Annotated in this window: 22 protein-coding genes and 1 pseudogene; 5 read left to right on the top strand and 18 right to left on the bottom strand. The window is 35.9% G+C overall.

The genetic code is table 11. The annotated features are described in order from the left end of the window. Positions 1-77: 77 nt before the first annotated feature. Positions 78-1361, bottom strand: a complete 1284-nt coding sequence (locus tag EGX95_RS29950) for a 3D domain-containing protein (RefSeq protein ID WP_001105825.1) — start codon at positions 1359-1361, stop codon at positions 78-80. Positions 1362-1992: 631 nt separating this feature from the next. Between EGX95_RS29950 and EGX95_RS31210 the strand changes: the two are divergent. Both EGX95_RS31210 and EGX95_RS29940 read left to right on the top strand, forming a co-directional pair. Beyond that, a pseudogene (locus tag EGX95_RS31210) lies at positions 1993-2526 on the top strand (methyl-accepting chemotaxis protein); the annotation flags it as partial. Positions 2527-2658: 132 nt separating this feature from the next. Then, positions 2659-3471 (top strand): undecaprenyl-diphosphate phosphatase, encoded by an 813-nt coding sequence (locus EGX95_RS29940; protein ID WP_000434782.1) that lies wholly within the window; start codon positions 2659-2661, stop codon positions 3469-3471. 58 nt (positions 3472-3529) lie between these two features. Here the strand turns inward: EGX95_RS29940 and EGX95_RS29935 are convergent, their stop codons facing one another. After that, on the bottom strand, positions 3530-3733 hold the full coding sequence (locus EGX95_RS29935; RefSeq protein ID WP_001268330.1) for a hypothetical protein: 204 nt from the start codon (positions 3731-3733) through the stop codon (positions 3530-3532). A gap of 172 nt (positions 3734-3905) precedes the next feature. On the opposite strand from EGX95_RS29935, the gene EGX95_RS29930 reads away from it, so the two are divergent. Beyond that, positions 3906-5057, top strand: coding sequence for a VanZ family protein (locus EGX95_RS29930; protein ID WP_000127970.1), 1152 nt, complete (start codon positions 3906-3908; stop codon positions 5055-5057). Positions 5058-5064: 7 nt separating this feature from the next. Here the strand turns inward: EGX95_RS29930 and EGX95_RS29925 are convergent, their stop codons facing one another. From EGX95_RS29925 to bdhA, 6 genes are all read right to left on the bottom strand, one after another. After that, positions 5065-6378 carry a D-arabinono-1,4-lactone oxidase gene (locus EGX95_RS29925; protein WP_000948936.1) on the bottom strand — a complete coding sequence of 438 codons (1314 nt, stop codon included), beginning with the start codon at positions 6376-6378 and terminating at the stop codon, positions 5065-5067. Continuing rightward, complete coding sequence (locus tag EGX95_RS29920) at positions 6366-7538, bottom strand: amino acid deaminase/aldolase (RefSeq protein WP_000373739.1); 1173 nt, start codon at positions 7536-7538, stop codon at positions 6366-6368. The genes EGX95_RS29925 and EGX95_RS29920 overlap by 13 nt, the downstream gene beginning before the upstream one ends. 110 nt (positions 7539-7648) lie before the next feature. Continuing rightward, positions 7649-8665, bottom strand: coding sequence for a sphingomyelinase C (gene sph, locus EGX95_RS29915; RefSeq protein WP_002027006.1), 1017 nt, complete (start codon positions 8663-8665; stop codon positions 7649-7651). Positions 8666-8723: 58 nt separating this feature from the next. Then, entirely contained in the window at positions 8724-9575 is an 852-nt protein-coding gene (gene cerA, locus EGX95_RS29910) for a phospholipase CerA (RefSeq protein WP_000731014.1), read from the bottom strand. Between the two features lie 253 nt (positions 9576-9828). Next, on the bottom strand, positions 9829-10173 hold the full coding sequence (locus tag EGX95_RS29905) for a potassium channel family protein (RefSeq protein WP_000948234.1): 345 nt from the start codon (positions 10171-10173) through the stop codon (positions 9829-9831). 118 nt (positions 10174-10291) lie between these two features. Then, positions 10292-11344 carry a (R,R)-butanediol dehydrogenase gene (bdhA, locus tag EGX95_RS29900; protein ID WP_000645822.1) on the bottom strand — a complete coding sequence of 351 codons (1053 nt, stop codon included), beginning with the start codon at positions 11342-11344 and terminating at the stop codon, positions 10292-10294. Positions 11345-11569: 225 nt separating this feature from the next. On the opposite strand from bdhA, the gene EGX95_RS29895 reads away from it, so the two are divergent. Then, on the top strand, positions 11570-12742 hold the full coding sequence (locus EGX95_RS29895; RefSeq protein WP_000873255.1) for an MFS transporter: 1173 nt from the start codon (positions 11570-11572) through the stop codon (positions 12740-12742). Positions 12743-13023: 281 nt separating this feature from the next. On the opposite strand, the gene inhA2 is transcribed toward EGX95_RS29895, so the two are convergent. From inhA2 to EGX95_RS29845, 10 genes are all read right to left on the bottom strand, one after another. After that, positions 13024-15423 carry a M6 family metalloprotease immune inhibitor InhA2 gene (gene inhA2, locus EGX95_RS29890; protein ID WP_001252993.1) on the bottom strand — a complete coding sequence of 800 codons (2400 nt, stop codon included), beginning with the start codon at positions 15421-15423 and terminating at the stop codon, positions 13024-13026. Between the two features lie 324 nt (positions 15424-15747). Next, complete coding sequence (gene fsa, locus EGX95_RS29885; protein WP_000667663.1) at positions 15748-16395, bottom strand: fructose-6-phosphate aldolase; 648 nt, start codon at positions 16393-16395, stop codon at positions 15748-15750. Between the two features lie 34 nt (positions 16396-16429). Then, positions 16430-17356 (bottom strand): ribose ABC transporter substrate-binding protein RbsB, encoded by a 927-nt coding sequence (rbsB, locus tag EGX95_RS29880; RefSeq protein WP_000758968.1) that lies wholly within the window; start codon positions 17354-17356, stop codon positions 16430-16432. A 14-nt stretch (positions 17357-17370) separates the two neighbouring features. Next, positions 17371-18306, bottom strand: a complete 936-nt coding sequence (locus tag EGX95_RS29875) for an ABC transporter permease subunit (RefSeq protein ID WP_001074637.1) — start codon at positions 18304-18306, stop codon at positions 17371-17373. Between the two features lie 2 nt (positions 18307-18308). After that, the gene (rbsA, locus tag EGX95_RS29870; RefSeq protein ID WP_002081587.1) at positions 18309-19793 is read right to left on the bottom strand and encodes a ribose ABC transporter ATP-binding protein RbsA; all 1485 of its coding nucleotides are present in this window, start codon (positions 19791-19793) and stop codon (positions 18309-18311) included. A gap of 18 nt (positions 19794-19811) precedes the next feature. Next, positions 19812-20207: a D-ribose pyranase gene (gene rbsD, locus EGX95_RS29865; protein ID WP_000716141.1), complete on the bottom strand. Its 396-nt coding sequence runs from the start codon at positions 20205-20207 to the stop codon at positions 19812-19814. Beyond that, positions 20204-21100 carry a ribokinase gene (gene rbsK, locus EGX95_RS29860; RefSeq protein WP_001132854.1) on the bottom strand — a complete coding sequence of 299 codons (897 nt, stop codon included), beginning with the start codon at positions 21098-21100 and terminating at the stop codon, positions 20204-20206. Before rbsK ends, rbsD begins: the two co-directional genes overlap by 4 nt. 13 nt (positions 21101-21113) lie before the next feature. Next, on the bottom strand, positions 21114-22085 hold the full coding sequence (rbsR, locus tag EGX95_RS29855; RefSeq protein WP_000104037.1) for a ribose operon transcriptional repressor RbsR: 972 nt from the start codon (positions 22083-22085) through the stop codon (positions 21114-21116). A gap of 137 nt (positions 22086-22222) precedes the next feature. Then, positions 22223-23836 carry an MDR family MFS transporter gene (locus EGX95_RS29850; RefSeq protein ID WP_000437635.1) on the bottom strand — a complete coding sequence of 538 codons (1614 nt, stop codon included), beginning with the start codon at positions 23834-23836 and terminating at the stop codon, positions 22223-22225. A gap of 19 nt (positions 23837-23855) precedes the next feature. Beyond that, positions 23856-24314 carry a MarR family winged helix-turn-helix transcriptional regulator gene (locus EGX95_RS29845; RefSeq protein WP_001132364.1) on the bottom strand — a complete coding sequence of 153 codons (459 nt, stop codon included), beginning with the start codon at positions 24312-24314 and terminating at the stop codon, positions 23856-23858. A 272-nt stretch (positions 24315-24586) separates the two neighbouring features. Here EGX95_RS29845 and glpT point away from each other — a divergent pair, with 272 nt between their 5' ends. Next, a complete protein-coding gene (gene glpT, locus EGX95_RS29840; RefSeq protein WP_000466372.1) occupies positions 24587-25936 on the top strand; it encodes a glycerol-3-phosphate transporter in 1350 nt (449 codons plus the stop codon). The last annotated feature ends 30 nt before the right edge of the window (positions 25937-25966 follow it).

The following is a 25966-nucleotide window of genomic DNA, read 5'->3' as shown; positions in this document are numbered from 1 at the left end:
TAACAAAATGTAAACTCAACTTAACATTATTTTTACAAAAAAATCCAACTTTACATATTGTAAAGTTGGATTACGTGTTAGTTTAAAATTGTAACTTTAACGATTTTTCTTCCCCATTGACTAGAAGACCCTTTATCAGGCATTAACACATCAATTCTGTTACCTTTAATCGCTCCACCAGTATCTGCTGCAATTGCGACTCCATAACCTTCAACATTTACAGTTTTACCTAATGGAATAACATTTGGATCTACAGCAATTAATTTCATTCCTGGGTTTGCAGTTAGATTATAACCTTTACCACCTGGTCCCCATGCAGAGAATACTTGTTGACCTGGTGCATAACCATTTTCCCCTGGATCAGCTGTATAAGCTGTAGCTTCTACATAAATTTCTTTCCCACCAGCAGTTGGCTTAGGAGATGGTTCAGGTTGTGGAGGTTCTACCTTCGAATTATTATTAGTAACTGGTTCAGCTGGTTTACTAGCTTTTGCTTGCTTTTGCTTTTCAGCAATTTCCGCTTGCGCTTTCGCTAAAGCTTCTTGCTCAGCCTTTGCAGCTGCCTCCGCTTTTGCACGCTCTTCTGCTGCAATTCTTGCTGCTTCTTGCTCACGAGCAATCGTTTCTTGTACTGCCTTCATGTTTGATTCGATTTTAGCCTTTTCTTCTGCAGCTAAATTAAGTTGGCTTGCAACCTGATTATATTTAGCTTGAACTGTTTGTAAGTTAGCTTGACGCTTTTTCAAGTTATCTTGCAAATCAGCTTGTGCTTTTGCTAATTTTTGTTTGTCTACCACTAAAGATGCTTCTTTTTCGTCAATTGTTTTCTTGTCTGCTTCAATTTGACGAAGATCTTGTTCCTGTAGACGTAAAATTTCTTTATCAGCTTCTAAAATAGTAGAAACTGCGTTCATACGTTGTAAGAAATCTGCAAAGTTTTTTGACTCTACTACAACTTCTACTACTAAACTTGTATTTGAACTGTTTTGAACAGAAACCATACGTTTTCTCATAATATCTTTACGAGCAAGGACTTTATCCTCTAAAACGACAATTTCTTCCTTTTTTTGCTCAATCTGCTTATGTGTTTCATCAATTTTACGTTGAATAGCAGCTTGATCCTCTTTATTTTTTGCAATTGTATTATTTAAATTATGTAGTTCGTTTTCGATACCTTGAATTTCTTTACTAACAGCTTGCTTCTCTTGCTCTTTCTTTTGCATTTCTGCATCGTTTTGCTGCAATTGCTGTTGCATGTTGTTAAGTTTCTCGTCGTTTGACTCTGCTTTAACAGCGACTGTACTAGAAAGACTTATAATTCCTGCTAATACTAGACTACTGATTCGCTTAAAATAGTTCATAATCCGACTCCCTTCTTATACAGTTATACATGATTTATTTTACAGTTTGTTTACAATACCATTAAATACAGTTTATTTTTCATGACGAAAAAAAGGGAATTATGCATAAAATGTAATAGATTCTTAAATATTTAACAATTCCTATATTTAAAAATTATAAAAGATGCTAAAATCCAAATATAGAGAAAATATAACTTCTAAAGGCGGTTGAAATAAATATATGTTTACTCAAAAGAAATCACTCCAACATAAAATTGATCAATTAGAAAGTCGTATACAAGAACTAGAAGCAGAATTAAAACAAAAGGATATCGAACAACAAGAGACTATTTCTTCTATCCACGATCGTGTACAAAGCGTTGTTCAAGAGCATCAACTTGTAAATAACCAGCACAATACACTTCAAAATTTAGTTCAACAATTAAGCTCATGTTTCGAAAATGTTTCAACACGCACTACACATTCCAATGAATTAAATAATGAAATGTTACAAAAAGAACAAAGCTTAATTCAATCTATTGAAGAAATCATTGACTGCTCTAATGAAGGAAAAGAATCTGTTCACCGTTTACTTATTGTAATTAACAAATTAGGCGAACAATCTCAACGTACGTCTAATAGTATGAATCATTTAAGTGAACGCTCAAAAGAAATCGAGCAAATTGTAGAAGTCATTCAAAACATTGCAGCACAAACAAATTTACTTGCTTTAAATGCAAGCATTGAAGCTGCACGTGCTGGTGAACACGGTAAAGGATTCGCTGTCGTTGCCAATGAAGTAAGAAAATTAGCTGAAAGTACAGCTGAAAGTACAAAAAACATTGGCAACTTAACGAAAAAAATTCAAGAAGAAATTGAAAAAGCATACGATAATACAAAAGATAATTTGCATTTAGTCGATGAAGGTGTAGAAATGAGTGCCGATACAAACGCTAGAATTGAAAATATTTTAATTATGATTCAAACGTTACAAAACGGTGCTACTAATGTTATTAAAGCTATTGAAAACCAAAAGTCTTGTAATGATGATATATTACGAGAATTCGCTACTACACAACAAATGTTCCAAAAGTTAAATACTACTATTATGAATCACATTCATGATGCTGAGAAAGTCGATGTTCAATTAACGAAAAGTCTTGAAGAAACAGCAGTTTCTCATTAATAATAAAAATCCCTTATACTGCTATAAGGGATTTTTATTATATTTCGAATATTTATTTCTTCTCAATATTCATCCGTATCTTTGTTATAATGGACAAGTTGTTTCTTTCGACTATTAAACAAGGAGGTTATTATGGAACAATTTTACTACATTTTAAAATATTTAATTCTTGGTCTGTTCCAAGGACTAACAGAACCGATTCCGATTTCTTCAAGTGGTCACCTCGTTTTAGCACAGCATTTGCTAGGACTAAAAATCGAAGGGTTTAGCTTTGAACTACTTGTTAATTCAGCTTCATTATTAGCTGTATTACTTATTTATAGAAATGATTTAATTCGTCTAACAAAGAATGGTCTATCTTATATATTTACAAGAGCAGAAGATGCAAAATCAGATTTCTTCTTTATTATTTACCTTGTTATTGCGACCATTCCAGCAGGTGTTATTGGTGTTTTATTTAAAGATTACATCGATCAGTACTTAAAAGGTGTGAAAATGGTTGGGATTTCCCTTCTTATTACCGCTGTCGGACTTTGGATTATTAGAAACTTGCGTGGACGTAAAAATGATGGCGATCTTTCTATGAAAGACGCAATTATCGTCGGATTAGCACAAGCTTGCGCACTAATTCCTGGAATAAGCCGATCAGGTGCAACAATCGTAGCAGCGATGTTACTTGGTATGAAGCAAGAAACGGCTCTTCGTTTCTCATTCTTACTATATATCCCTGTTAGCTTAGGTGGTTTATTACTAAGTATTACAGACATTGCAAAAGATCCAAATCTAGATACACTATTCGTACCATATATCGTTGCATTTATCGCAACATTTATCATGACGTATATTTCATTAAAATGGTTTATGAACATTATGGCAAAAGGAAATTTAAAATATTTCTCTTTCTATTGCATTATCGTAGGTGTACTTACTCTTATTTTCTTATAAGGTAAAACTTACAAATCAAAAAGCGAGTCATTCTATTACACTAGAACGACTCGTTTTTTTATGCATATACTTTCTTTTCTTGACAATACAAACGAATAACATGTTTATTTTGTTGAAATACATCATGCGTTAGGCGGATAATAATAAAATTTCGTTTTATTTGATCATCATGAACAAAAATCTGTTCTCCCTCTTGAAAACGCCACGCACTTTCAAAAGTTGTAATATGATCCCCACTTACAGAAAAAAGCTCATATCGCATATTTTGTACCCTCTCTCAACTTATAATAATCATAATATCATTATATTAAATTTAGTATAACTTAATTCCGTTGAAATTTGTAATTTTTTCTATTTCGAAATATTTTAATTTTGTTTTACGCTTCTTTTAACGTTATAATGATAAACGAATTTTCATTGAAAGGAGCTTCATTTTGACTGCATATATATTTCCAATAAAAACAGCATTTATTTTATTTCCTATTTTAGCAATGTTCCTCTTAATACCTTTTTTAATATTTAACTACCGAAAGTACGGTTATTTAAATAAATGGCGTTCATTTATTTTGTACTCATTATTACTTTACTTATTAAATGCCTATTTTCTTGTGATTTTGCCGTTACCACAAACATATGATACTTGTAGCCTACAACCGGCTAATACACAACACATGCAACTATCACCATTTTATTTCATACAAGAAATTAGTAATCATACTTCGGCAATTTTAACGAAACCAGCTACTTATTTCTACCTATTAAAAGAATCTGCGTTTTTACAAGTAGCATTTAACGTTCTATTAACCGTTCCATTCGGTATTTACTTACGGTATTATTTCCGACGTAGTTTCTTACAAACAATTTGTATTTCTTTTTGTCTTTCACTCTTTTTCGAGCTGACACAAGTGACTGGACTATACGGTATATACAATTGTGCGTACCGCTTATTTGATATAGATGATCTGTTTTTAAATACATTAGGCGGCGTAATCGGCTTTATCATTGCACCAATTTTTACGTACTTCCTTCCGAAAGCAAGCGAATTAGATAGTCATATTGATTTGGAAACGAAACCAGTCGGATTCGTTCGTCGCTTTATCGCGATGCAAATTGATTGGATTTTCTTATCCATCGTTGTACCTGTCATTAAAAACAAAGGAAATTCTTTCTTTGTTTCTAATATTCAATCTTACACGAACATATACGAACTCATTTTCATAACGTGTTCGATCTTTATTTACTTTATTATCATTCCATACTTTACGAATGGAAAGACAATCGGTAAAGCATTGCTTCGTATTTACGTGAAAGGACAATCAGATCGTATTACGTTGAAGGAACTATTCATCCGTTATGGTATATTCTATTTCGTTTTAGGTGGAATCAATTATATTCTTTCTAGTAGCTCTATCTTAAATCTTAAAGAGCCTTTAGTATTAGTAGTTATATTATTATTCCAACTCGTAATTAACGGTCTATTTATTATTCATGTTTTATTACATGTATTTAGTCGTGATAAGTTACTATTTTACGAGCGAATTAGTCAAACAAGAAATGCGATTGTACTAAAAAAAGCTGACAAGTAATACTTTGTCAGCTTTTTTTCATAATCGTAAATAACTTTTCTGTGTAAGGATTTGAAAACATTTCTGCTTCATCTAATAATTTCCTCACCTTTAGAAACGAATGCAATTCTGGATATATATTTTGTAATTTTTCGTACGTTAACGTATGCATTTTTCCCCAATGCGGGCGTCCTTCATACTTTAGAAAAATTTTCTCCACCTCACCAAAATAAGCAGCATACTTCATACCTTTATACATATGAACAGCTATATACGCAGAATCTCTTCCATACGCTGGACTGAGCCATATATCATCCCTTTTCACATAACGGCATTCAATTGGGAAGTGCACTTTATACTTTTTCTTTTCAATAAGGTTTGAAATTTCTTCTACAACGGCCTGCATATACTTTGAAGGAACACTATACTCCATTTCATAAAATGGAACCGCACGCGATGTAGCAAATACTTCATAACTCGGACCAATTATTTTTGTATTCGGTACAGCTTTAGCTGATAATCGACTTACTCCTTTACTTATAGAAGGAAACCATTTACATCCTTTAGATAACAAAGAGAATATCTGATTTTCAAGTAACTCTACCTTTAGTTTATGCCATTTCAAATCACTTTTTTTACCCGTTGTTTCGTTTGTAATTTTCACTTGCACTTCATCTGAATAAGGAAAAACAAAAAATTCAAAATGGCGATTCTTCTTATATTCTTCTAGCTTGTTCATTACAGTAGATAATGACTGTTTTTCACTTTTATAAACGAGTGAATAGGCTGGAATAACCTTCAGTTTTATTTTTACAATGATACCTAACATTCCAAGCGACAACTGAAAAGCTCTCCAATATTGTACATTCTCCGTTTCCGAACAAACTATACTCTCACCTGTAGATAAAACTGCGGTAATCTCTATAACTTGTGTTGATAAACTTCCAAAGGTAATACCCGTTCCATGCGTCCCCGTACTAATTGCTCCTGCGATAGATTGCGAATCAATATCCCCTAAATTTTCTTGCGCATAACCTTTTTCCTCAAGTAACTTCCCTAGCTCATGTAACTTTGTTCCTGCCCATACTTCGGCAACCATTTCTTCCGTATCAATATTCACAATTCCCTTCAATTCATCTAAAGAAACTAAAATTTCTTCCGTTTGCACAAGAGGTGTAAACGAGTGTCCTGAACCGACAACACGAATTTTCTTCCCTTTCTTTCGTGCAAGCTCTACAACTTCTACTACATCTTGTATACTTTCTGGATACATCGTATAATGCGGTGTTCCTTCTACATTCCCTGTCCAATTTCTCCATTTTTGTCCCTTTATAGAAAGCATTGGCCATCCCCCCGATATGTTGAATACTTCCCAATAATCTCTCCTTCTTTCACACGATATAAAAACGGAAACCGCTCACATAACTCTCCAGCTTTACTATGGCGAAACAAGATACAATCTCCTATTTCTACTCGTTCCTCACCGTTATAGAAAATCGGTGTTTGCACTTCACCAGCACCTTCTAAAGCTAATAGTTTGGCACCATCTGGCCTCCAAATCTCAGGTTCTTTATCTTTTCCGATTGCTCCTGAGGCCATATATCCACCACCTAAACAAGTGTAAATTGTTGGTGCTGGTTTACGCACAACTGGTAAAGCAAATCCGACAGCTGGATGAAATTGCACCTCTTTATAATAATCAAACAGCTTCGGGGCATAAAAAGCCGAACCTATTGTAATCTCTGAAACTGAATGATCTTGCTCAGTTGTTTTTATACTTCCTGTGCCTCCCCCATTTACAAACCTTAGTTCAATACCTAGATTTTGTATTTCTTTTACGATATGTCCTCTTCTTTCTTTAACTTCTAACACTGATTTCTTCTTTAAATATGAAATCACTTTACTTTTCGCTCGTTGATTCGGTATGTGATCTCCTACCCCAGCAATTTGGGCTTCATATCCCATTACACCATCTAGTATTAAAAATGATGATTCTTTCAACCTTTTTACTATTTTCAAAGCACCTTGCACATCTTTTACCGGTGATCTTTTGACCCCAAAATGGAACTTAAAAAAAAGACTACTCATATCAATATCTAAGCAAACACGAAAACATCCTTTAGACTTCTCAGCAATTTTTTCTAAATAAACAATATGATCTTCACAATCCACCATACAAGTTATAATGAGCCCTTGCTTTGTTAGCAAACTTATTTCATGTAACGCTCTTTCATCATAAGCAGGATATCCGAGCAATAAATCATTGAATCCTTGTTCAATTAAAAATAAAGCTTCCCTAGGTGAAAAACACATAATACCTTGAAATCGTTCATTTGCAGCTAAAATCTTTTGCATAACCGGAACAGAACGTAACGATTTACTCGCTATACGAATCTTCTTATTGCCACTTAATTCTATAATCAATTGAATATTTCTATCTAAAGCTACTTCATCCAAAAATGCACACGGTAATGGAACTTCTTTAAAAATTCCTCGATCCACATTTTTTCTCTCCTCTTCTCTATATGTCTTATACATATTGGAAAGAAAGTTGGAATCTCCTCTACAAAATAAAAAAGTTTCTTCCTATTTAAGAAGAAACTTTTTTAGGACTACTTCATAGAAATAGTTGCTGCTACTGGATAATGATCAGAATAATCATCATACGTATATTTTTTGAGCCATGATGTAACAGTCCACTGTGGAGATTTCGGTTGTAACACTTTATTCTCTACAAATGACGGGTTCGCATGGTCTTTACTTGCAATAATATAATCTAAATACTCGGCAGGGCTATCAGGGAAATTATATTTTGCAATACTGTTTGTCGTCGCATCCCAAGTTGCTGTATGTCCCGTATAAGATGGAATAGAAGCGTGCAATGTTTTGAACATTGATGCGTATTCTGAGTCACTATTGTTCTCAGCATTTATTTTATTCACATTCATATCACCACCAAATAGGACGTACTCGTCATTTGGTATATTTTTATTTTTAATAAAATCTTGAATTTCTTTTAACTGGTTTGTACGTACAGATGCAGGTGAAGTTTTTCCGCACATACTATCTTCTGCCTGCAAATGCGTCCCAATTACATGAACGAAACGATCATTTTTCTTAATCTTCGCGTATACAAATCCTTTATTCGATAAATTATCCGGCCCGCATCCATTTGCAAATACATATTGAACCTTTTCAACGATCGGCCATTTGCTCACGATTGCAACGCCTCCATCTTCAGGCGTTGAAGATGAATAACTACCTAACGTTTTATCCCATTCATTTCCGTTACTACGACCTAATACAGCTGTTTGATTTGGGTATTCTTTCTTCAAATTTCCTAAAAGGCGATCTGAAGCACTATTATCAAACACTTCATTTAATATAACAACGTCTTGATTTTTAATATAATCTGCCGCCCCAATTAAATCAGCACGCTGACTTTGTCCCCAATTCGGATATAAGTTAGTTGATAGCATGTACACGTTATGCGTCATCACTTTCAAAATGTTGTTTTGATCTGTAGACGTATCTGCTTGAGCTGAAGATCCTCCGTATAAAACTCCTAAACCAATCCCAAGGCTAAGTACACCTTTTAGCAATTTACCTTTCACGTTCCATCCCTCCATGTGTATAGTAATAAAAAGGTCAAATACTCTATTGTGAGATTTGACCTTTTTTAAATACTTAACGATCTCCGTACGTATCAAACCAAAGCTGAATGTATCCAGCAGTAACACGTTGTGCATCCATTAATCGCTTACCTGTCATTGGCGTAACTTCAGCGCGCCATTTATCTGCATATTCTTGTGACACAGCTGCTTTTACGAACCAATCTTTCGTATTATCATTTACAATTCCAGAGTAATCTTGTTTCGCTACTACTGCCGCTCCATGAATCCACTCTTCTGGATTTGTACCTTTCCAGTTCCAATATCCATTTCCATCCGTCACTTTATAATTATCTTTTATCGTATCTACAAAGTTTTCATATTTAGAATGGAATCCTTGTGGATACGAAAGATTTGTAAAGTTTGCTGCATGCATCGGTTGGTTTACATCTCCTAAATAATGAAGAGATAATCCTAAATAGAAGAATGCTTGTTTCATATCTTTATTTTTATATGATTCACCAGCTAATTTAAAATATTTAGCGCCAGTTTCTTTTGCCTGCTTTGCAAATGGAATATATGTTTTTCCATTGTCTGGATCATAGAAATGTGAAGCAAATGTGCTATTATCATAATAAGGATTTTCATAGTCAGCAGCATAAATACCGTTCTCTAACTCCGTACGCCATTCATTTAATTGTGCAACTCGATCTTGTTTTACAAGTGTTGTATTGCGAGACATAATATCAATCGCACGGTTTACAATCCATAAATGAGAATTTACGCCTTCTTTATGTTTATCTTCAGCAGACCAGCGGTGAACTATTTTTATTTTACTTCCCCCATCGTTTTCATGAGCAAATGCAACGCTTTGTAAAGGAGCTACTACTGTAATAGCTGCTGCTAAAGCAAGTACTTTCTTTTTCATCTGAAATCCTCCATTTTATAATCGAATTATTGTAAACTTTTTGTTAGGATCCTATGATGTCGTCCGGTTAACCTATGACTAGAATATCCCACCTTTCACGAAATTTCTATCACTAAATTAAAATATGCAGATTTTCATATCATTATAACTTTATACACAGTGAATATAATGAATGAATACACTTTCATTCTAATAAACTATTATTAAGGCTTATCTAAACTAATGTAAAAAAAGAGTAAAGCATCCACATGCTTTACTCTTTTTTTCTATTCGATAATATACTCGGCAGTTGTACATTAACTGCCAACTTATGAATAAATCCAAATACTAATCCAATCCCAATAAATATGTATAAGATTGTAAATATCTTTCCAAAATCAGTTTGCGGGCTAAAATTAGCATCACCGACAGTCGTCAACGTGACCACACTAAAATATAAAGCGTCAAGAGGACGTAATCCTTCAACTGTACTATAAAAAATCGTACCGGATGTTAATGTTAAAAATGTTAATACGAATAATACTTGAAATTCTTTATCTTTCCACGCTCGTAAACAAGCTTTTAGCATCCGTTTCAATGTCAACATAAATGAAAGCATTAGACTTCCCCTTCCAAACAAAATACCTGTAGTTACAGGAAAGTCTATCACCTTTCTGTATAGAAAAAAAGTAGCCCTCTTCTATTTCTAGAAAAGAGCTACTTTTTACTATTCTATATTATTTAGGTGAAACAAGAATTTTCACTTGTGTTTTATCTTTTACAAGTGCTTCAAATCCTTCTTCAACAACTTGATCTACTGTGATTTTTTTCGTAATTAATTTCTCTGCCTGAATTTGGCCAGAGCTAATTAATTTAATAACAGCTGGGAAGATATGACGGTATCCTAAAATACCAACCACTTCTTTTTCTTTTAGTACAAGATTATTTGGAGTAATTGTTGCGTCTTTTTCCCATACACTAACAATTACAGTTTGTCCTTCAAAGCTTGTGCTTTCAATTGCTTGACGAAGTACTACTTCAACACCAGTTACTTCAAAGCTTACATTTACACCTAAACCATTTGTTAAGTTGCGAATTTCAGCTAATACATCTTGAGTCGCTGGATTCAATACGTAATCCGCACCTGCTAATTTTGCTAACTCTTGACGTTCTTTAGAAAGCTCGACTGCAATAACAGGAGTTGCTCCTGCTGCTTTAGCTGCTTGGATAACAAGAAGTCCAATTGGACCACAACCAAATACTGCTACAGCTTCCCCTTCTTTTAATTTACTTTGACGTACTGCATGAACTGCTACAGCTGCTGGTTCTACAAGTGCACCTTGTTCATATGTCATTTCATCTGGAATATGGTGAACCATATCTTCTGGTACTACTGTATATTCAGAGAAACCGCCGCCTTCTCCGCCAAGACCGTGGAAAACAAGTTGTTCACAAACATTGTAATGTCCATGTTTACAAGCTTCACATTTACCACAAGAATAAATTGGTTCTACAACGACGCGGTCTCCCACTTTATGAGATGTAACGCCTTCACCGATTTCAACTACCTCACCGCTAAACTCATGACCTAAAATAACCGGTGCTTTTACATGTGTTAATGGATGCTCTTCTGTGGGAATAAAAATAGGTCCTGCTAAATATTCATGCAGGTCTGTCCCGCAGATACCACACCATTTCACTTTAATCTTAACTGCTCCTGGTTTTACAGTTGGTTCTGGTACTTCTTCTACTCTTACATCACGTTGATTATGCCAAAGTAATGCTTTCATTTTATACATCCCTCTCTATGTATATAATTAACCTGGTGAAGTTTACAAATCTATTATAATACTTCTATCCATATATTTCAAAAAAACAATCTCGTTCCCACTAAATTTTAACAAATAACGTTCAATATTTTGTCACTTTGTACTTTTTTCCACATCTGTTAATTCAATTTCATTGCGGTTGAAATTAGCATTATGCCATAATAGCATAGGAGAGGTGAATATCGCTTGAAATATTTTATTTACTTTATTGTTATCGTAGCGTTTCTAGATACATTTTCACAATTACCTATTATGAGTACGTTCGCTCAAAGTCTTGGAGGATCCCCTCTTATTATTGGGCTAGTTGTCGGCATGTACTCATTTGCTAATATGATCGGTAATATTATTGCTGGCGCTGCTGTCGATAAATTTGGTGCAAAAAAAATACTTTATATAAGCATGGGACTTACGAGTTTCATAGTCTTGTTATACACTGTTGTTCAAAGTGGTGAACAACTATTAGTTGTGCGCTTTATGCATGGCTTTAGTGACGGATTTTTAATTCCTGCTGCCTTTACGTTTTTATCAAAACAAACAACTGCAGCAAGGCAAGGTAAGGCAATGGCTCTATCTGGGGCTGCTGTTGGAACAGCGGCAATTGTAGGACCTTCTTTTAGCGGAATTATGAAAGCAACTGCCGGTATAGAGTGGGTGTTCATTACCATTTCTATTTTAATGGTTCTTGGTACAATCGTATCTCTCTTCTTCTTACCAAATAACGTATCAAGAAAAGATACTTCAAGAACACAAATGATGAACAAAGAAGATATGTTTGAACTATTGAAATCAGAACCGTTATTACAGGCATATATTGGTGCTTTCACACTCATGTTTTCACAAGGAATTGTCACTTATATGTTACCAGTAAAGGTTGAAGCATTAGCCCTTAAAGCATCTACAACAGGCATGATGTTAAGTGTATTCGGCATTACCGCTATCCTCTTCTTCTTACTGCCAACAAATCGTATTTACGATCGATTTAATCGTTCAAAACTAATGTTAATTGGTATTGCAGTAATGGCATTAGCATTATCTTTACTTGGATTATTCGCAACAAAAGGCATGCTCTTTATCGTTATGATGATTTATGGCATTGGGTTCGCTATCCTTTTCCCATCGATAAATGCATTACTTGTTGAAAATACGACAGATGATAAACGCGGAAAAGCATTCGGATTGTTTTATGCTTTCTTCTCATTAGGAGTTGTTGCTGGATCCTTTACAGTTGGAGCAATCGGGGCATCCCCTAGCGTTAGCTTCGTTATCGGAACTGCATTCTTATTAACATTTGCCGGAATGATTTATGTCAGAAGCAAAATAAAAAACAAAGGCAAAGTAAAAAAGACAATGATGGGTTAATGCCATCGTTGTCTTTTTTTTGCCGAATATATTACTTTTGTGTGTAGCTAAGTAACAATGTAAATAAATTGAATGGTAAAGGCAATACTACATTTCTTCTTTTACAAAAAAGTGTATCAATACCAACGATACTTCGACAATTTCCTCGGAAATATTTCCTTTCCCTACATAATTTGATACACTACATATAAACAGACACTTGTATTACATAAGCTAAAATAATAACTTACTGTACAAATTCAAAAGCGCATTCTTCATATGAAGAATGTGCTTTTCTGTTATTAACGTTTAATCCAAACAGCGCCTGCTGATTTATCCTCTGCCTGTCCAACAACTTGGAATTTAAGTCCAAGATTCGGAACTTTTCTTCCTGCGTCTGCAATTTGGTTGTTACTATATACTTTTGAATCATCAAAAGTTGTAACGCCTTGTAATCCAGAATAGTTAAACTGTCCACGTGTTAATGAATTTACACTCCATGCTGGTGTTTGATCAAATGAAAATGCTGCGTCTGCAATTTGCATACCTGTATTACCGTAAGTTGGTTTTCCGTTTAAATTGCCAACAAGTGCCTCTGGATGCGAATCTACAACACCAAGGAATCCTTCACCTGGATGCACCCCAACCCAGTTATCTTTGAAACTATCATCTGCATACCAAACGACAAGACCTGTATTATACACTGGACCTTTTCCTGCTTTTAAACCATTATCTGATCCCGCATAGTTTCTCCACTCTAAGTAGTAATAATGAGCTTTCTTCTCTGTCCCATCAGAAACAACAAAACCATTTACATTCATTTTAGACTGTCCTTCTGCATCATCAGAAAATACAACTTGTCCATCAACAGTTACATTTACATTGTCCATCGCAAAACCTTTATATGTTACAGCTGGATCTGTAATATAATCGAATTGTAGTTTCACTTTTTTGCCTTTAAATTGACTTAAATCATATGATTTATCAATCCATTTTCCATCTGTTGTATCTTTATCTCCTTGGACTACTTTTTCTCCAAGTCTATCAATTAATGTTTTCGTTCCATCTTCTGTTACTGCATGCACTTCAACAAAATCGCACTCTGCTTCTAACTCATAATTTGCTTTATAATCAAACTTTGCATTTGTTCCTTTTGTTAAATCAAAGAACGGTGTTTCTAATGTTGTATGCATATCATCGCCTCTTGTACTATAATATGCATGCTTTCCAAACTCCGGTTTAATTGTTTCAACACTTTTGCCTGGTAAGTTAACACGTACAACACCTGGACGATTTGATTTCGTAACACTTTGATCAATATATGTAGGAACTCCTACACCACGCTTAATTTTATCGTAATCTACTTCTAAAATTTTTGCCCAGTTGCCACCCATATTCTTTTGTAAGAAATCTTTATTTTGTGGTGAAAAACTAGTTGGCTCTGTTCCTGCAATTTTCCCTGTCCAACTACCTCCACTCATTAATGACCAAGCTTCGACAGGTGAACCAGTTCCAGTATATTTCGTATCATATTCATCTGGTAATCCAAGATCATGTCCAAATTCATGCGCAAACACACCTACTGCTCCATCTTCTGGTTCAATTGTGTAATCATGTGCTGCTACTTTTCCACCAAAGTAATCTACTTTTGATTTTGTACCTTCAATCGCTACTGGATCTACTGCTAATTTTGAACGATGTGACCAGATCGCATCATCACCTAATTTACCACCACCTGCTTCTTGACCAACACCAGCATGGATTACCATTAAATGATCAATTACACCGTCAGGTTCATTTTGATTCCCATCCCCGTTTGTATCATATCTATCAAACTGATCAAACTGAGATAAATCTAACCCTTTCTCAGCAGCTGCATGTAAAGCTTCTTTCACTAAATCACGTGCGCCTTTTGGACCTTTGTTATCATGACCACTGCTACCATCAGCTCCATAATCAGATGCTTTTCCTGGAACTGTTAGCCACTCCGTTACATATCCATCTGTCGTATAACTACCGCCAGACTGCTCTTCGTAATATTGTTTAAATGTTTTTACTTTCGAACCATCAAATAACGTATATGGTTCATTACCAAATAACATCTTTTGATAATGCTCTCTACTAAAGTCATTCGAATACATATACCCTGGTGTTTGATCAATATTATTATGTTTATAATCACTAAATTCAACAAGTAACACTAATACCTTATCCGTTCGAACAGATCCCTTATACGGCGCTTGCTTTGCTTTAGATGTTGGAACTTGCCCATTCAATTGTTTTTTATTTGGTTCAGGCTTTTGCTCAGGGCTAACGTTTTTTTCAGGTTTCTTTACCTTTTCCTTTTCTTCCATTTTTTTCTCTTTTATTTTTTTCACGAAATCAGATGCCTCTTTAGCAGTATCAGCTGGAAGAATTTCTTTATTTGCCTGGTCCCCTTGTTTCTTTTCAATATATTTCTCTACAGCCTTTTTCGTCTCTTCTTTAGAAGATGCTGGATTAATTTCTCCTCTTTCTTTCAGCGCTTCCGCTAGACGATCTTCTTGAATTAAATTGTAATCAATTGGTGTTGTAGACACATTTTCTTTCTCTTTTGCTGGTGTTTCTGCGTATACTAATGGGGCACTCATTACAGATGTGCATCCGATAATTGCCGCAATTGCTAATGACGATAACACTTTAAATGGCGCTTTTCTTCTCATTTCATTTCTCTCCTTTTATAAAACTTAAAATTCAGATAAAGTGGGATAAATAAGTGCATTTAAATCAAAAGCTCTACTTTCTGCCCTCCCTATATAAAAAGGCATAATTCTATAAACATTAAGCTTTCTGTTATAGAATCATGCCCTCCAGTTTTCTGGTCAGACTCTCTATCTGTCTATATCAAAATATGAAAAATAAAGAGTGATTTGTATATATTAAATAGTTTATATAACAAATTTAAAAGACAATATGCAAAATTGCATGAAAATTCTTTTAAATAAAAAAGAATCCTAGTCAATTAAACTAGGATTCTTGATTTTCTATTATTTCTCTTGTGTTTTTTCCCAATCAGCTAAGAATTTCTCAATTCCTTGATCTGTTAATGGATGCTTCACTAATGAAGCAATTACGTTTGCTGGGATTGTTGCAATATGTGCACCGTTTAATGCTGCGTCAGTTACGTGAACACTGTGACGTACAGATGCTGCGATAATTTCTGTTTCAATACCATGAATTGCAAAGATTTCTGCGATTTGGTGAATTAAGTCCATACCGTTATGACCGATATCGTCTAAGCGACCTAAGAATGGTGAAACGTATGTTGCACCAGCACGAGCTGCAAGTAATGCTTGAACTGCTGAGAACACTAATGTAACGTTTGTACGAATTCCTAAGTCAGAGAACGCTTTTACTGCTTTTAAACCTTCTGTTGTCATTGGAACTTTTACAACAACGTTTGGAGCAATTTTCGCTAACTCTTTTCCTTCTTCGATCATTTTATCTGCTTCTAAGCTAATTACTTCTGCACTTACAGGTCCTTCTACAACGCTGCAAATTTCACGAATGCGCTCGTGGAAGTCTACGCCTTCTTTTGCTACAAGTGATGGATTTGTCGTTACTCCAGCTAATACGCCTAATGCATTTGCCTCTTTAATTTCGTTAATGTTTGCTGTATCAATAAAGAATTTCATTTGTTATTCTTCCTTCCTAATTTTCATTTTATATTTATTTATTTTTCTTAATAAGCTCTAATTCAATCGGAATAGATTTGTCCACTTTTTTACCTTGCGTGATCTCTTTTGCTGTTTGCATCGCCTTCTCTCCGATTAATTCCGGTTTTTGAGCAACTGTTGCAGCCATACGCCCATCGTTAACCGCTTGCACAGCATCTTCTGTTGCATCAAATCCAACAACGACTACATCCGTTTTTCCAGCAGACTTCAATGCTTCAAGTGCCCCTAATGCCATTTCGTCGTTGTGCGCAAACACGGCTTTAATGTCGCTATTCGCTTGCAAAATGTTTTCCATAACAGATAATCCTTTTGCTCTATCAAAATCAGCCGCTTGTTTAGCAACTACTTTTAAAGATTTATCCGCTACGTTATGGAATCCTTTCCCGCGCTCACGAGCAGCAGAAGATCCAGGGATTCCTTCTAATTCAGCAACGTTTGCTCCTTCGCCAACTAATTCACGAATGTAATCACTAGCCATTTGACCACCTTCAATGTTATTAGAGGCAATGTGAGAAACAACTTTACCTGAATTTGCAACGCGGTCTACTGTAATAACAGGAACATTCGCTGCATTTGCTGCACTTACTGCTGAAGCAACAGCATCTGAATCAGTTGGATTAATAACAACTACATCGACACCTTTTTGAATTAAATCTTCAACATCATTTGTTTGCTTTGCTGCATCATTTTGTGCATCAACAGCAATCAATTCGATGCCACTATCTTTCGCTTTCTTTTCTGCACCTTTTTTCAAAGTTACAAAGAAGGGATTATTTAAAGTTGAAACAGAGAATCCAACTTTAATAGTTTTATTTCGACCTTTATCGCTAGAATCCTTTGCCCATTCTGGTGGTTCCATTGAACAACCAGCAGTAATGACCATAATACATGCAACGAATATAAGTAACCATTTCTTCATGAACTGTCCCTCCATTACGCTTCTTTTCGGCGATCAATTAATACAGCTAGTAAGATTACAAGTCCTTTTACAACTTGTTGGAAGAAAGAAGATACACCTAATAAATTTAAACCGTTATTTAGTACACCGATAATAAGTACACCGATGAATGTACCAACAATCCATCCTCTTCCCCCAGAAAGACTAGTTCCACCTAATACAACTGCTGCAATTGCATCTAATTCGTAAGAAGTACCTGCAGTCGGCTGTGCAGAATCTAGTCGTGATGTTAAGACAATACCTGCAAGCGCTGCCAAAATTCCGGAAAGACCGTAAATCATTACTTTAATTCTCGTAACATTAATACCTGATAATGCTGCTGCTTCTTCATTTCCACCAATTGCAAATGTACGGCGACCAAATGTCGTTTTCTTCAAAATGAAGTACAGTACTGCGAAAGCGATCATCATTGTAACAGCGGGTACCGGAATACCAAGAAAATAACCGCGGCCAAACATTTGGAACATTAAATGATCACCAAGACCAGTGATCGGACGTCCGTCCATATAAACAAGCGTCAACCCGCGAAAAATAGTCATTGTTGCTAAAGTCGCAATAAATGGAGCTACTTTTCCCTTCGCTATGATGATACCGTTTACAATTCCCATTACAAGACCAGCTAATAATCCAACTGTCATCGCAAGGAACGGGTCCATGCCACTTGCCATCATTCCAGCAACAAGTGCACTTGATAATGCTAAAATAGAACCTACCGATAAGTCAATACCCCCTGTTAAAATTACAAAGGTCATTCCGAATGCAATAAGCGCATTAATCGATACTTGACGCAGTATATTAAATAAATTTGGAATTTCAATAAACGCTGGATTTAAAGCCGTAATTACTACAATAATTAGCGCTAGTCCAATTAAAGACCCAAGTTGTTGTAATACATTCCCCTTCTTAGCCATCCTTACTCTCCCCCTGTAGCTAGTGCCATAATAGACTCTTGTGATGCCTCATCTTTCTCTAAAATGCCGCCGACTTTTCCTTCATGAATAACAAGAACGCGATCACTCATCCCTAAAACTTCTGGAAGCTCAGATGATACCATAATAACGGCATCTCCTTCTTCGGTAAGCTTATTCATAATAGAGTAAATTTCTTTTTTTGCTCCAACATCAACACCCCTTGTTGGCTCATCTAAAATGAGTAACTGCGGGTGGATACCTAGCCATTTTGCAATTACAACCTTTTGCTGATTTCCACCAGAAAGAGATTTTACCGCTTGCTCTCCACTAGATGCTTTCACATTAAGAAGCTTCATCATGTCCGCCGTAAACTGTTGTTCTAGTTCGTTACTTACGACACTCCCCTTTGAAAGACTTTCTAAATTCGTTAAAGCCAAATTTTCCCGAATTGAGAAATCTAGCACTAACCCTTCAGATTTTCTATCCTCTGTAATGAAAGCGATTCTTTGTCTAATCGCATCTATCGGACTATCAATCTTTACTTCTTGTCCATTTATAAAAATTTGGCCAGAATCTAAAGGTTCGTATCCAAATATCGCTTTCATAATATCTGTACGGCCAGCTCCCATCAAACCAGCAACACCAAGGATTTCACCTTTTCTCACCTGAAATGATACATTTTCAAACTTCCCTTTTTTCGTTCCATTACGCATTTCAAAAATAACATCGCCAATTTGACTATTTCGTTCTGGGTAACGTTCACCAATGCTGCGCCCCACCATCATACTCACTACCTCATCAAACGATGTTTCCGGAATGGATCTCTTTCCGACGTATTCCCCATCACGTAAAATCGTAATGGCATCGCATATTGAAAAAATTTCTTCCATTCGGTGTGAGATATAAACGAATGAAACGCCTTCTTTACGTAATTTATTAATGACGGTAAACAACGTTTCAATTTCACGATCTGTTAATGCAGCCGTAGGTTCATCCATAATAATAACGCTCGCGTTCGTCATTAGTGCTTTCGCAATTTCGATAATTTGCTGTTGGCCAACCGATAACTCTCCTGCCAACATAGCGCCTTTTACATGTAATCCTAACTCCGCTAGTTGCTGCTGCGCAATCGCGTTCATTTGACGCGTACGTAAAATACCTGTCTTCCCATACATTAACTCTTTACCGAGAAACATATTTTCAGCTACTGTTAAATTCGATAATATGTTCAATTCTTGATGTATAAATGCAATACCGTACTCTTCAGCTTCTTTCGCATTTTTAAAAGTTCGTTCTTGTCCATCAATCGTAATCGTTCCACCATCTCTTTTGTATACACCTGTTAAAATCTTCATGAGCGTTGATTTACCCGCTCCATTTTCCCCCATCAATGCATGGACTTCTCCTGTTTCAATCATAAATTGTGCATTCTTCAAAACAGGATTTCCATTGAACGCCTTTGAAATATTTTTCATTTCAATACGCATTCCCATCACTTCCCTTTATTAAAAAATCACGCCTGCATGTAAAATTACATTGGCATAAGGCGTAGCCTCGCCTGTACGAATAATGGCCTTCGCTTTCTTTGTATGCTCTTTAAATTGTTCATGAGATACATATTCAAACGCTGGTTCTATTAATTTTAGTTCGATTTCTTTATTTACTTCCGCATTGTTGTTAATGACTTCTTCTGCTAACGTCACTTTTTCAATTGCCATATCATCCGCTACCACTTGCAATACATCTAAAAAGCTAGGTTTTCCTATTTCAACAGCTAGATCAATTCTCTTTACTCCGTCAGGAATTGGTAAACCGCAATCAGCGATTACAATCGTATCCGTATGTCCAAGTGAAGCAAGCACTGCTGCAATCTCACTGTTTAATACGCCGTGCTTTTTCATCCGACAATCACCTGCACTTCACGTACTCTATCTCTCGTTGGCATACCGCCTTGTGCTCCAAGCTTCGTTACAGAAAGACCACCAGCAATATTCGCAAAACGAATTGCTTTTTGAAGTGTTTCTCCTTCAGAAAGCGCAACTGCTAATGCACCATTAAATGTATCACCAGCTCCAGTCGTATCTACTACATCAACAGCAATGCTAGGAACATGTACAATCTCCGTACCATTATGGAAACGTACACCGTTAGAACCTTCTGTCATCAATAGTTTGTTTGGATATTTAGCCAGTAACTCTTCAATTGGTGATGTGAAATCATCTAATACGATGCGACACTCATGTTCATTTGGCGTAATATAAGTTGCCTTTTCTAAAATATCTTCTGATAACACTTGTGCTGGCGCTGGGTTTAACATAACCGGGATTTTGTGTTCCTCACAAATAGCTAATACATATTTTACTGTTTCAAGCGGAATCTCTAGTTGAAGCACAACCATATCAGCTTTTATAAGAAGATCTTTTGAACGATTTACAACCGACTCATTGACAAGAGCATTCGCTCCTTGCACGACAACAATACTGTTATCCTCTTCTGCTAAAACGATATGAGCAATTCCTGTCGCCGCATCTGTAACCGGTACCACATAGTCGATAAAAACGCGTTCGTTCTCTAAATTTTTTCTAACTACAGTTCCATAATTATCGTCTCCTACCGCTCCAACCATCGCTACATTTGCGCCTAATCTAGCTGCAGCAACCGCCTGGTTAGCTCCTTTCCCTCCTGGAATTGTATGAAATGCTTCACCAATTACTGTTTCCCCTGCTTTCGGACGTTTTTTTGAAACGGCCACTAAGTCCATTGAAATACTACCTACTACTGCAATATTTGGCATCTATTTCATCTCCTTATTTCGTTGTATTTCGTTCTATAATTTCAATCGGTAAACGATAGTGTTTCTCTTCTAATACGTTTCCTTCCATCTGCTCTAACAACAGTTCTGTTGCAACTTTCCCCATTTCATAAATTGGCTGTGCAACAGTTGTAATAGATGGATACATCATCTCTGTTAAAGAAATTCCATCGAATCCGATAATTTGTAAATCATCCGGAATAGAAATCCCCTTTTGAAGCGCAGCCTTTACGATACCTATTGCAATTAAATCATTCCCAGCAACAATTCCATCAATATGCGGGTATTCTTCTAATAGTTCCACCGCTACACGCTCACTATTAGCTGGATCAAATGTACTCTCTGCAATCATATAAGAAAGATTATTTTGCGTAATAACGTCTACAAAGCCTTCAAAACGTTCATTAGCTGTACTTACGTCACGCGGTCCACGAATATGCGCAATATGTTTACAGCCTTTATCTATTAATAACTTTGTCGCTGCCTGACTTCCCGCATAGTTATCTGCATACACAGCAGGTATACGCTCATTAAACATACGGTCAATTGCAACGACTGGTACTGACAAGTTCATGTAATTCACACTATTTTGTGGATTTGTCGCTACAATAAATCCATCTACATTATTTTGCCTAAGTACATCAATATATTGCTTTTCTTTCTCTAAACTTTCATCAGAGTTACAAAGTACAACTGTATACCCTTGCTTATGCGCTACATCTTCTACGGCACGTGCAACTTCTGGAAAGAATGGATTCACGATATTTGGAACAACTAAGCCAATTAAACGAGATTTTTTATTATACAGTGAACGCGCTACTGTACTAGGCTTATAGTCTAGCATCTCAATCGCTCGTTCTACTTTCTTTAACGTATCTTCATGAACATATCCATTTTTATTTAACACTCTGGAAACGGTCGCAACAGATACTCCCGCTAATTTTGCAACGTCTTTAATCGTACTCATTTTCTTTCCTCTCCATTTCATGTAACCGTTTACAGAAGATAATATAACGTATTTCTAGAAATACGTCAATCATTTCTCACGAAAAAGCTTTTAAGGTTATACTCAAAAAAGCACCGCCATAAGGCGATGCTTTTTCATTACGAATAGGATACAGTTTGTTCTTTTTCCTCTGTAGCTGGCTCTTCAGCATCTTTTTTACGATCTGACAGTTTAATCTTCTGTAAGAAAATCGTAAAGATAGCGCCTACTACGATAAATACTAATCCTGTTAAGAATACAGTATGAAGTGAGTCTACTAAAGAGTTTTTCAAAATTGGTACAATGCTATTAGCGAATGCTTCTGGCATTTGTTTTAATGCCTCTGGACTAAATAACATTGAATATAAGCCTTGCGGATCTGTATGAATCATATCTTTAAATTTCGTTACCATTTGTCCCGCTTCTTTCGGGAATGTATCTAATACAGGTACTAAATTTTTTGTTAACGTTGTACCTGAAGTGTTATTCATGATTGATCCTAAAATTGTAATACCAAATGTTCCGCCGATTTGACGGAAGAACTGACTTGATGATGTTACGACACCAAGATCTTTTTTCGGGAAGCTTTCTTGTAACGCTAATGTTAATGTCGGCATTACAAGACCCATTCCTAAACCGATAACCATCATATAAGAAGTAGCAGTCAATTTAGTTGTGTGCATATCCATCGTTGTTAATAACCAGAACCCTCCAGCCATTATAAGCATTCCTGTAATAATTTGTGGTTTTACACCAACTTTTAATACAAGTTGCCCGCCAATAATACTCATCACAATCATTGTAATCATCATTGGCGTCATAATTGTTCCTGATTCAGCAGCACTTACTCCTACAATTCCTTGCATGAAGAATGGTACGAACATAATCGCACCGAACATTCCAATACTCATAAAGAATCCAATCGCATTTAGTAATGTAAATGTACGATTTTTAAAGAAATGCATCGGTAAAATTGGTTCTTCCGCTTTCGTTTCAACGATAACAAAGCTAACGATACCAATTAAAGCTAATGCAAATAACCCGATAATTTGCCAAGAATCCCATGCGTAATCTTTCCCGCCAAACGTTAATGCAAGTAATAAACTTACAACACCGAGAATCATCGTAAAGATCCCAGCGATATCAATTTTAATTGGTCCTGTTTGTTTATGTGATTTTAATCCCATTGCAATAAAGATTGTTGCTAAAATACCAACTGGCAAGTTAATGTAGAATACCCATCTCCAGTTCACTGCATCTACAATCCAACCACCCACTTGTGGTCCAATTACAGAAGCAAGACCGTATAACGCACCAAAAATACCTTGCCATTTCGCACGTTCTTTCCCCGTGAACATATCTCCAATAATAATCATAGCCATCGGCATCATAATACCGCCGCCAAGACCTTGAATACCACGGAAAATAATTAATTCTGTCATACCATTTGCCATACCACATAATGCTGAGCCAACCATAAAGATAACTAGCCCTGTTATATATACGTTACGACGGCCAAGTAAATCCGCTAATTTACCTGCGATTGGTACAACTGTCGTTGATGTTAACATATAAGCTGTTGTTAACCACGTCATTAAGCTTAATCCGCCTAGTTCACCAACGATACGTGGCATTGCTGTACCAACGATCGTTCCATCTAAGGCAGCAAATAGCATCGCAATGATTAAACCGATTAACAACAACTTTCTATTTATATTTTCTTGTTGCTCCATGTAATCTCCTCAATTCCTCTTAGTTATTCTCTTTTTTCTCTTGTGTCCCGCAAATAATTGTTTCTAACTTCTCAAAGAGGCGTAACAAATCTTCTCTTTCTTGTAATTCTAAATGCGAGAAATATTTTGCAATGTGCTCATTACGAGCGGTCATTGCCTCTTCTACTCTAGCTTTCCCCTTTTTGGTTAACTCAATGACGACAACACGACGGTCCTCTTTGTCGTGATAACGCTCTACAAGCTCTTGGTCAATTAAGCGATCGATCATCACTGTAATTGCACTAGGCTTTACATACATCTTTTTTGCTAATTTTGTCGCCCTTGAAGCTCCATAATGATCTAAAATCTTTAAAATATAAAACTGCGGTGGTGTAAGTCCTGTTGCTTGCATTTGTTCTAATAACTCTGTCTGCATTTTCTTTCCAATCGAAAAGGCAAGAGCTTGAATTTTATCGATATGCGTCATATCATTTGGCATGTTATCCACCTCTTATTTAAACAATAAAATATTTAACGTATTTAAATATTAATCCGACGAACAAAATCCGTCAACACTTTTTATCTATAAAAACGTTTACATTTTTGTCACAAAGTTGTATAATTTTCGACGAAGTTAATATTGACAGTCACGGAGAATCGGAGTACACGGCTATGAATCATAAAAAAGGAAACTTTTTTATATTTCATGGCCTTTTTATATTCTCTCTGACTTACGACACTTCGAATTAATTTGGGGAGGATTTTCATTTTATGTTTTTCACACAATTCTTTAAACCTGCGCCCCACGCGGAACGCTTACCAGCTGATCGCGTTGATAGTGAATACCGTAAATTACGTTTACAAGTATTCTTAGGTATTTTCATCGGCTATGCAGGCTACTACTTTGTTCGAAAAAACTTTTCACTAGCAATGCCATACTTAATTGAACAAGGCTTTAGTAAAGGGGAGCTTGGGGTTATCCTTTCAGCAGTTTCTATCGCTTACGGATTAAGTAAATTTCTTATGGGTATCGTATCCGATCGTTGTAATCCTCGCTACTTTTTAGCAGCTGGGCTATTTTTATCAGGTATCATTAATATTATTTTCGGCTCATTTTCTTTCATTACAACGAGCATTATACTTATGTTTGTACTTCAGTTTTTAAATGGATGGGTACAAGGGATGGGATGGCCTCCTTGTGGTCGTACAATGGTTCACTGGTTCTCTATTAGTGAACGTGGTACAAAAATGTCTATTTGGAACGTCGCTCATAATGTCGGTGGCGCACTTATGCCTTCCCTTGTAACATTAGGGTTATATTTCTTTGCAAATGACTGGAAAAGTATTTTTTACTTCCCAGGTATTCTTTCAATTTTAGTTGGTATTTATGTATTAATTACGATGAGAGATACACCTCAATCTTGCGGATTACCTTCTATTGAAGAACATACTGGAGAATATCCACCAGATGAAAAAGTACAAGATCGCGAACGCGAACTTTCAGTAAAGGAAATTTTATTTACATACGTACTAAACAATAAATTTTTATGGTACATCGCTATTGCGAACGTTTTCGTATATTTCGTACGTTACGGTGTTGTAGACTGGGCTCCTACTTATTTAGTAGAAGAAAAAAGCTTTACTCATAGTAGCTCACGTACAGCTTATGCTCTATATGAATGGGCTGGTATTCCAGGTACACTTCTTTGCGGCTGGATGAGTGATAAACTATTTAAAGGACGCCGCGCACCTGCTGGTATTTTATTTATGGTTGGTGTATTTATCGCCGTTCTTGTATACTGGCTAAACCCTCCTGGTAATCCAATGGTTGATAGTATCGCACTTGTTGCAATTGGATTTTTAATTTACGGACCTGTTATGTTAATTGGTCTACACGCTCTTGACTTAGCACCAAAGAAAGCGGCTGGAACTGCAGCTGGATTAACTGGCTTCTTCGGTTACTTAGGCGGAGCAGCTTTCGCTAGTGCCGCTATGGGCTTTATCGTCGATGCATTCGGATGGGATGGCGGATTCATCTTATTACTTGTATCTTGTGTACTTGCAATGTTCTTCCTTGCTCTTACTTTAAAGACAGGATCTCCAAAACAAAAGCAAGCTTAAGCACTAATATTATTCTTATCAAAAAAAGAG

The sequence above is a fragment of the Bacillus sp. FDAARGOS_527 genome (genome assembly GCF_003812125.1).
Lineage (GTDB): Bacteria > Bacillota > Bacilli > Bacillales > Bacillaceae_G > Bacillus_A > Bacillus_A paranthracis.
The sequence above is the reverse complement of the archived record's forward strand: the minus strand, read 5'-3'. Positions and strand labels throughout refer to the sequence as shown.

Coding starts and splice junctions, on each gene's coding strand:
- glpT (WP_000466372.1), top strand. CDS start 24,587: ATGTTTTTCACACAATTCTTTAAACCTGCGCCCCACGCGGAACGCTTA.
- EGX95_RS29850 (WP_000437635.1), bottom strand. CDS start 23,836: ATGGAGCAACAAGAAAATATAAATAGAAAGTTGTTGTTAATCGGTTTA.
- fsa (WP_000667663.1), bottom strand. CDS start 16,395: ATGAAATTCTTTATTGATACAGCAAACATTAACGAAATTAAAGAGGCA.
- EGX95_RS29905 (WP_000948234.1), bottom strand. CDS start 10,173: ATGCTTTCATTTATGTTGACATTGAAACGGATGCTAAAAGCTTGTTTA.
- rbsB (WP_000758968.1), bottom strand. CDS start 17,356: ATGAAGAAATGGTTACTTATATTCGTTGCATGTATTATGGTCATTACT.
- EGX95_RS29950 (WP_001105825.1), bottom strand. CDS start 1,361: ATGAACTATTTTAAGCGAATCAGTAGTCTAGTATTAGCAGGAATTATA.
- inhA2 (WP_001252993.1), bottom strand. CDS start 15,423: ATGAGAAGAAAAGCGCCATTTAAAGTGTTATCGTCATTAGCAATTGCG.
- EGX95_RS29925 (WP_000948936.1), bottom strand. CDS start 6,378: ATGCTTTCTATAAAGGGACAAAAATGGAGAAATTGGACAGGGAATGTA.
- rbsA (WP_002081587.1), bottom strand. CDS start 19,793: ATGCGTATTGAAATGAAAAATATTTCAAAGGCGTTCAATGGAAATCCT.
- rbsK (WP_001132854.1), bottom strand. CDS start 21,100: ATGCCAAATATTGCAGTAGTAGGTAGTATTTCAATGGACTTAGTGGCC.
- rbsR (WP_000104037.1), bottom strand. CDS start 22,085: ATGAGTACGATTAAAGACGTTGCAAAATTAGCGGGAGTATCTGTTGCG.
- rbsD (WP_000716141.1), bottom strand. CDS start 20,207: ATGAAAAAGCACGGCGTATTAAACAGTGAGATTGCAGCAGTGCTTGCT.
- bdhA (WP_000645822.1), bottom strand. CDS start 11,344: ATGAAAGCATTACTTTGGCATAATCAACGTGATGTAAGAGTAGAAGAA.
- EGX95_RS29845 (WP_001132364.1), bottom strand. CDS start 24,314: ATGCCAAATGATATGACGCATATCGATAAAATTCAAGCTCTTGCCTTT.
- sph (WP_002027006.1), bottom strand. CDS start 8,665: ATGGAGGGATGGAACGTGAAAGGTAAATTGCTAAAAGGTGTACTTAGC.
- EGX95_RS29935 (WP_001268330.1), bottom strand. CDS start 3,733: ATGCGATATGAGCTTTTTTCTGTAAGTGGGGATCATATTACAACTTTT.
- cerA (WP_000731014.1), bottom strand. CDS start 9,575: ATGAAAAAGAAAGTACTTGCTTTAGCAGCAGCTATTACAGTAGTAGCT.
- EGX95_RS29940 (WP_000434782.1), top strand. CDS start 2,659: ATGGAACAATTTTACTACATTTTAAAATATTTAATTCTTGGTCTGTTC.
- EGX95_RS29875 (WP_001074637.1), bottom strand. CDS start 18,306: ATGGCTAAGAAGGGGAATGTATTACAACAACTTGGGTCTTTAATTGGA.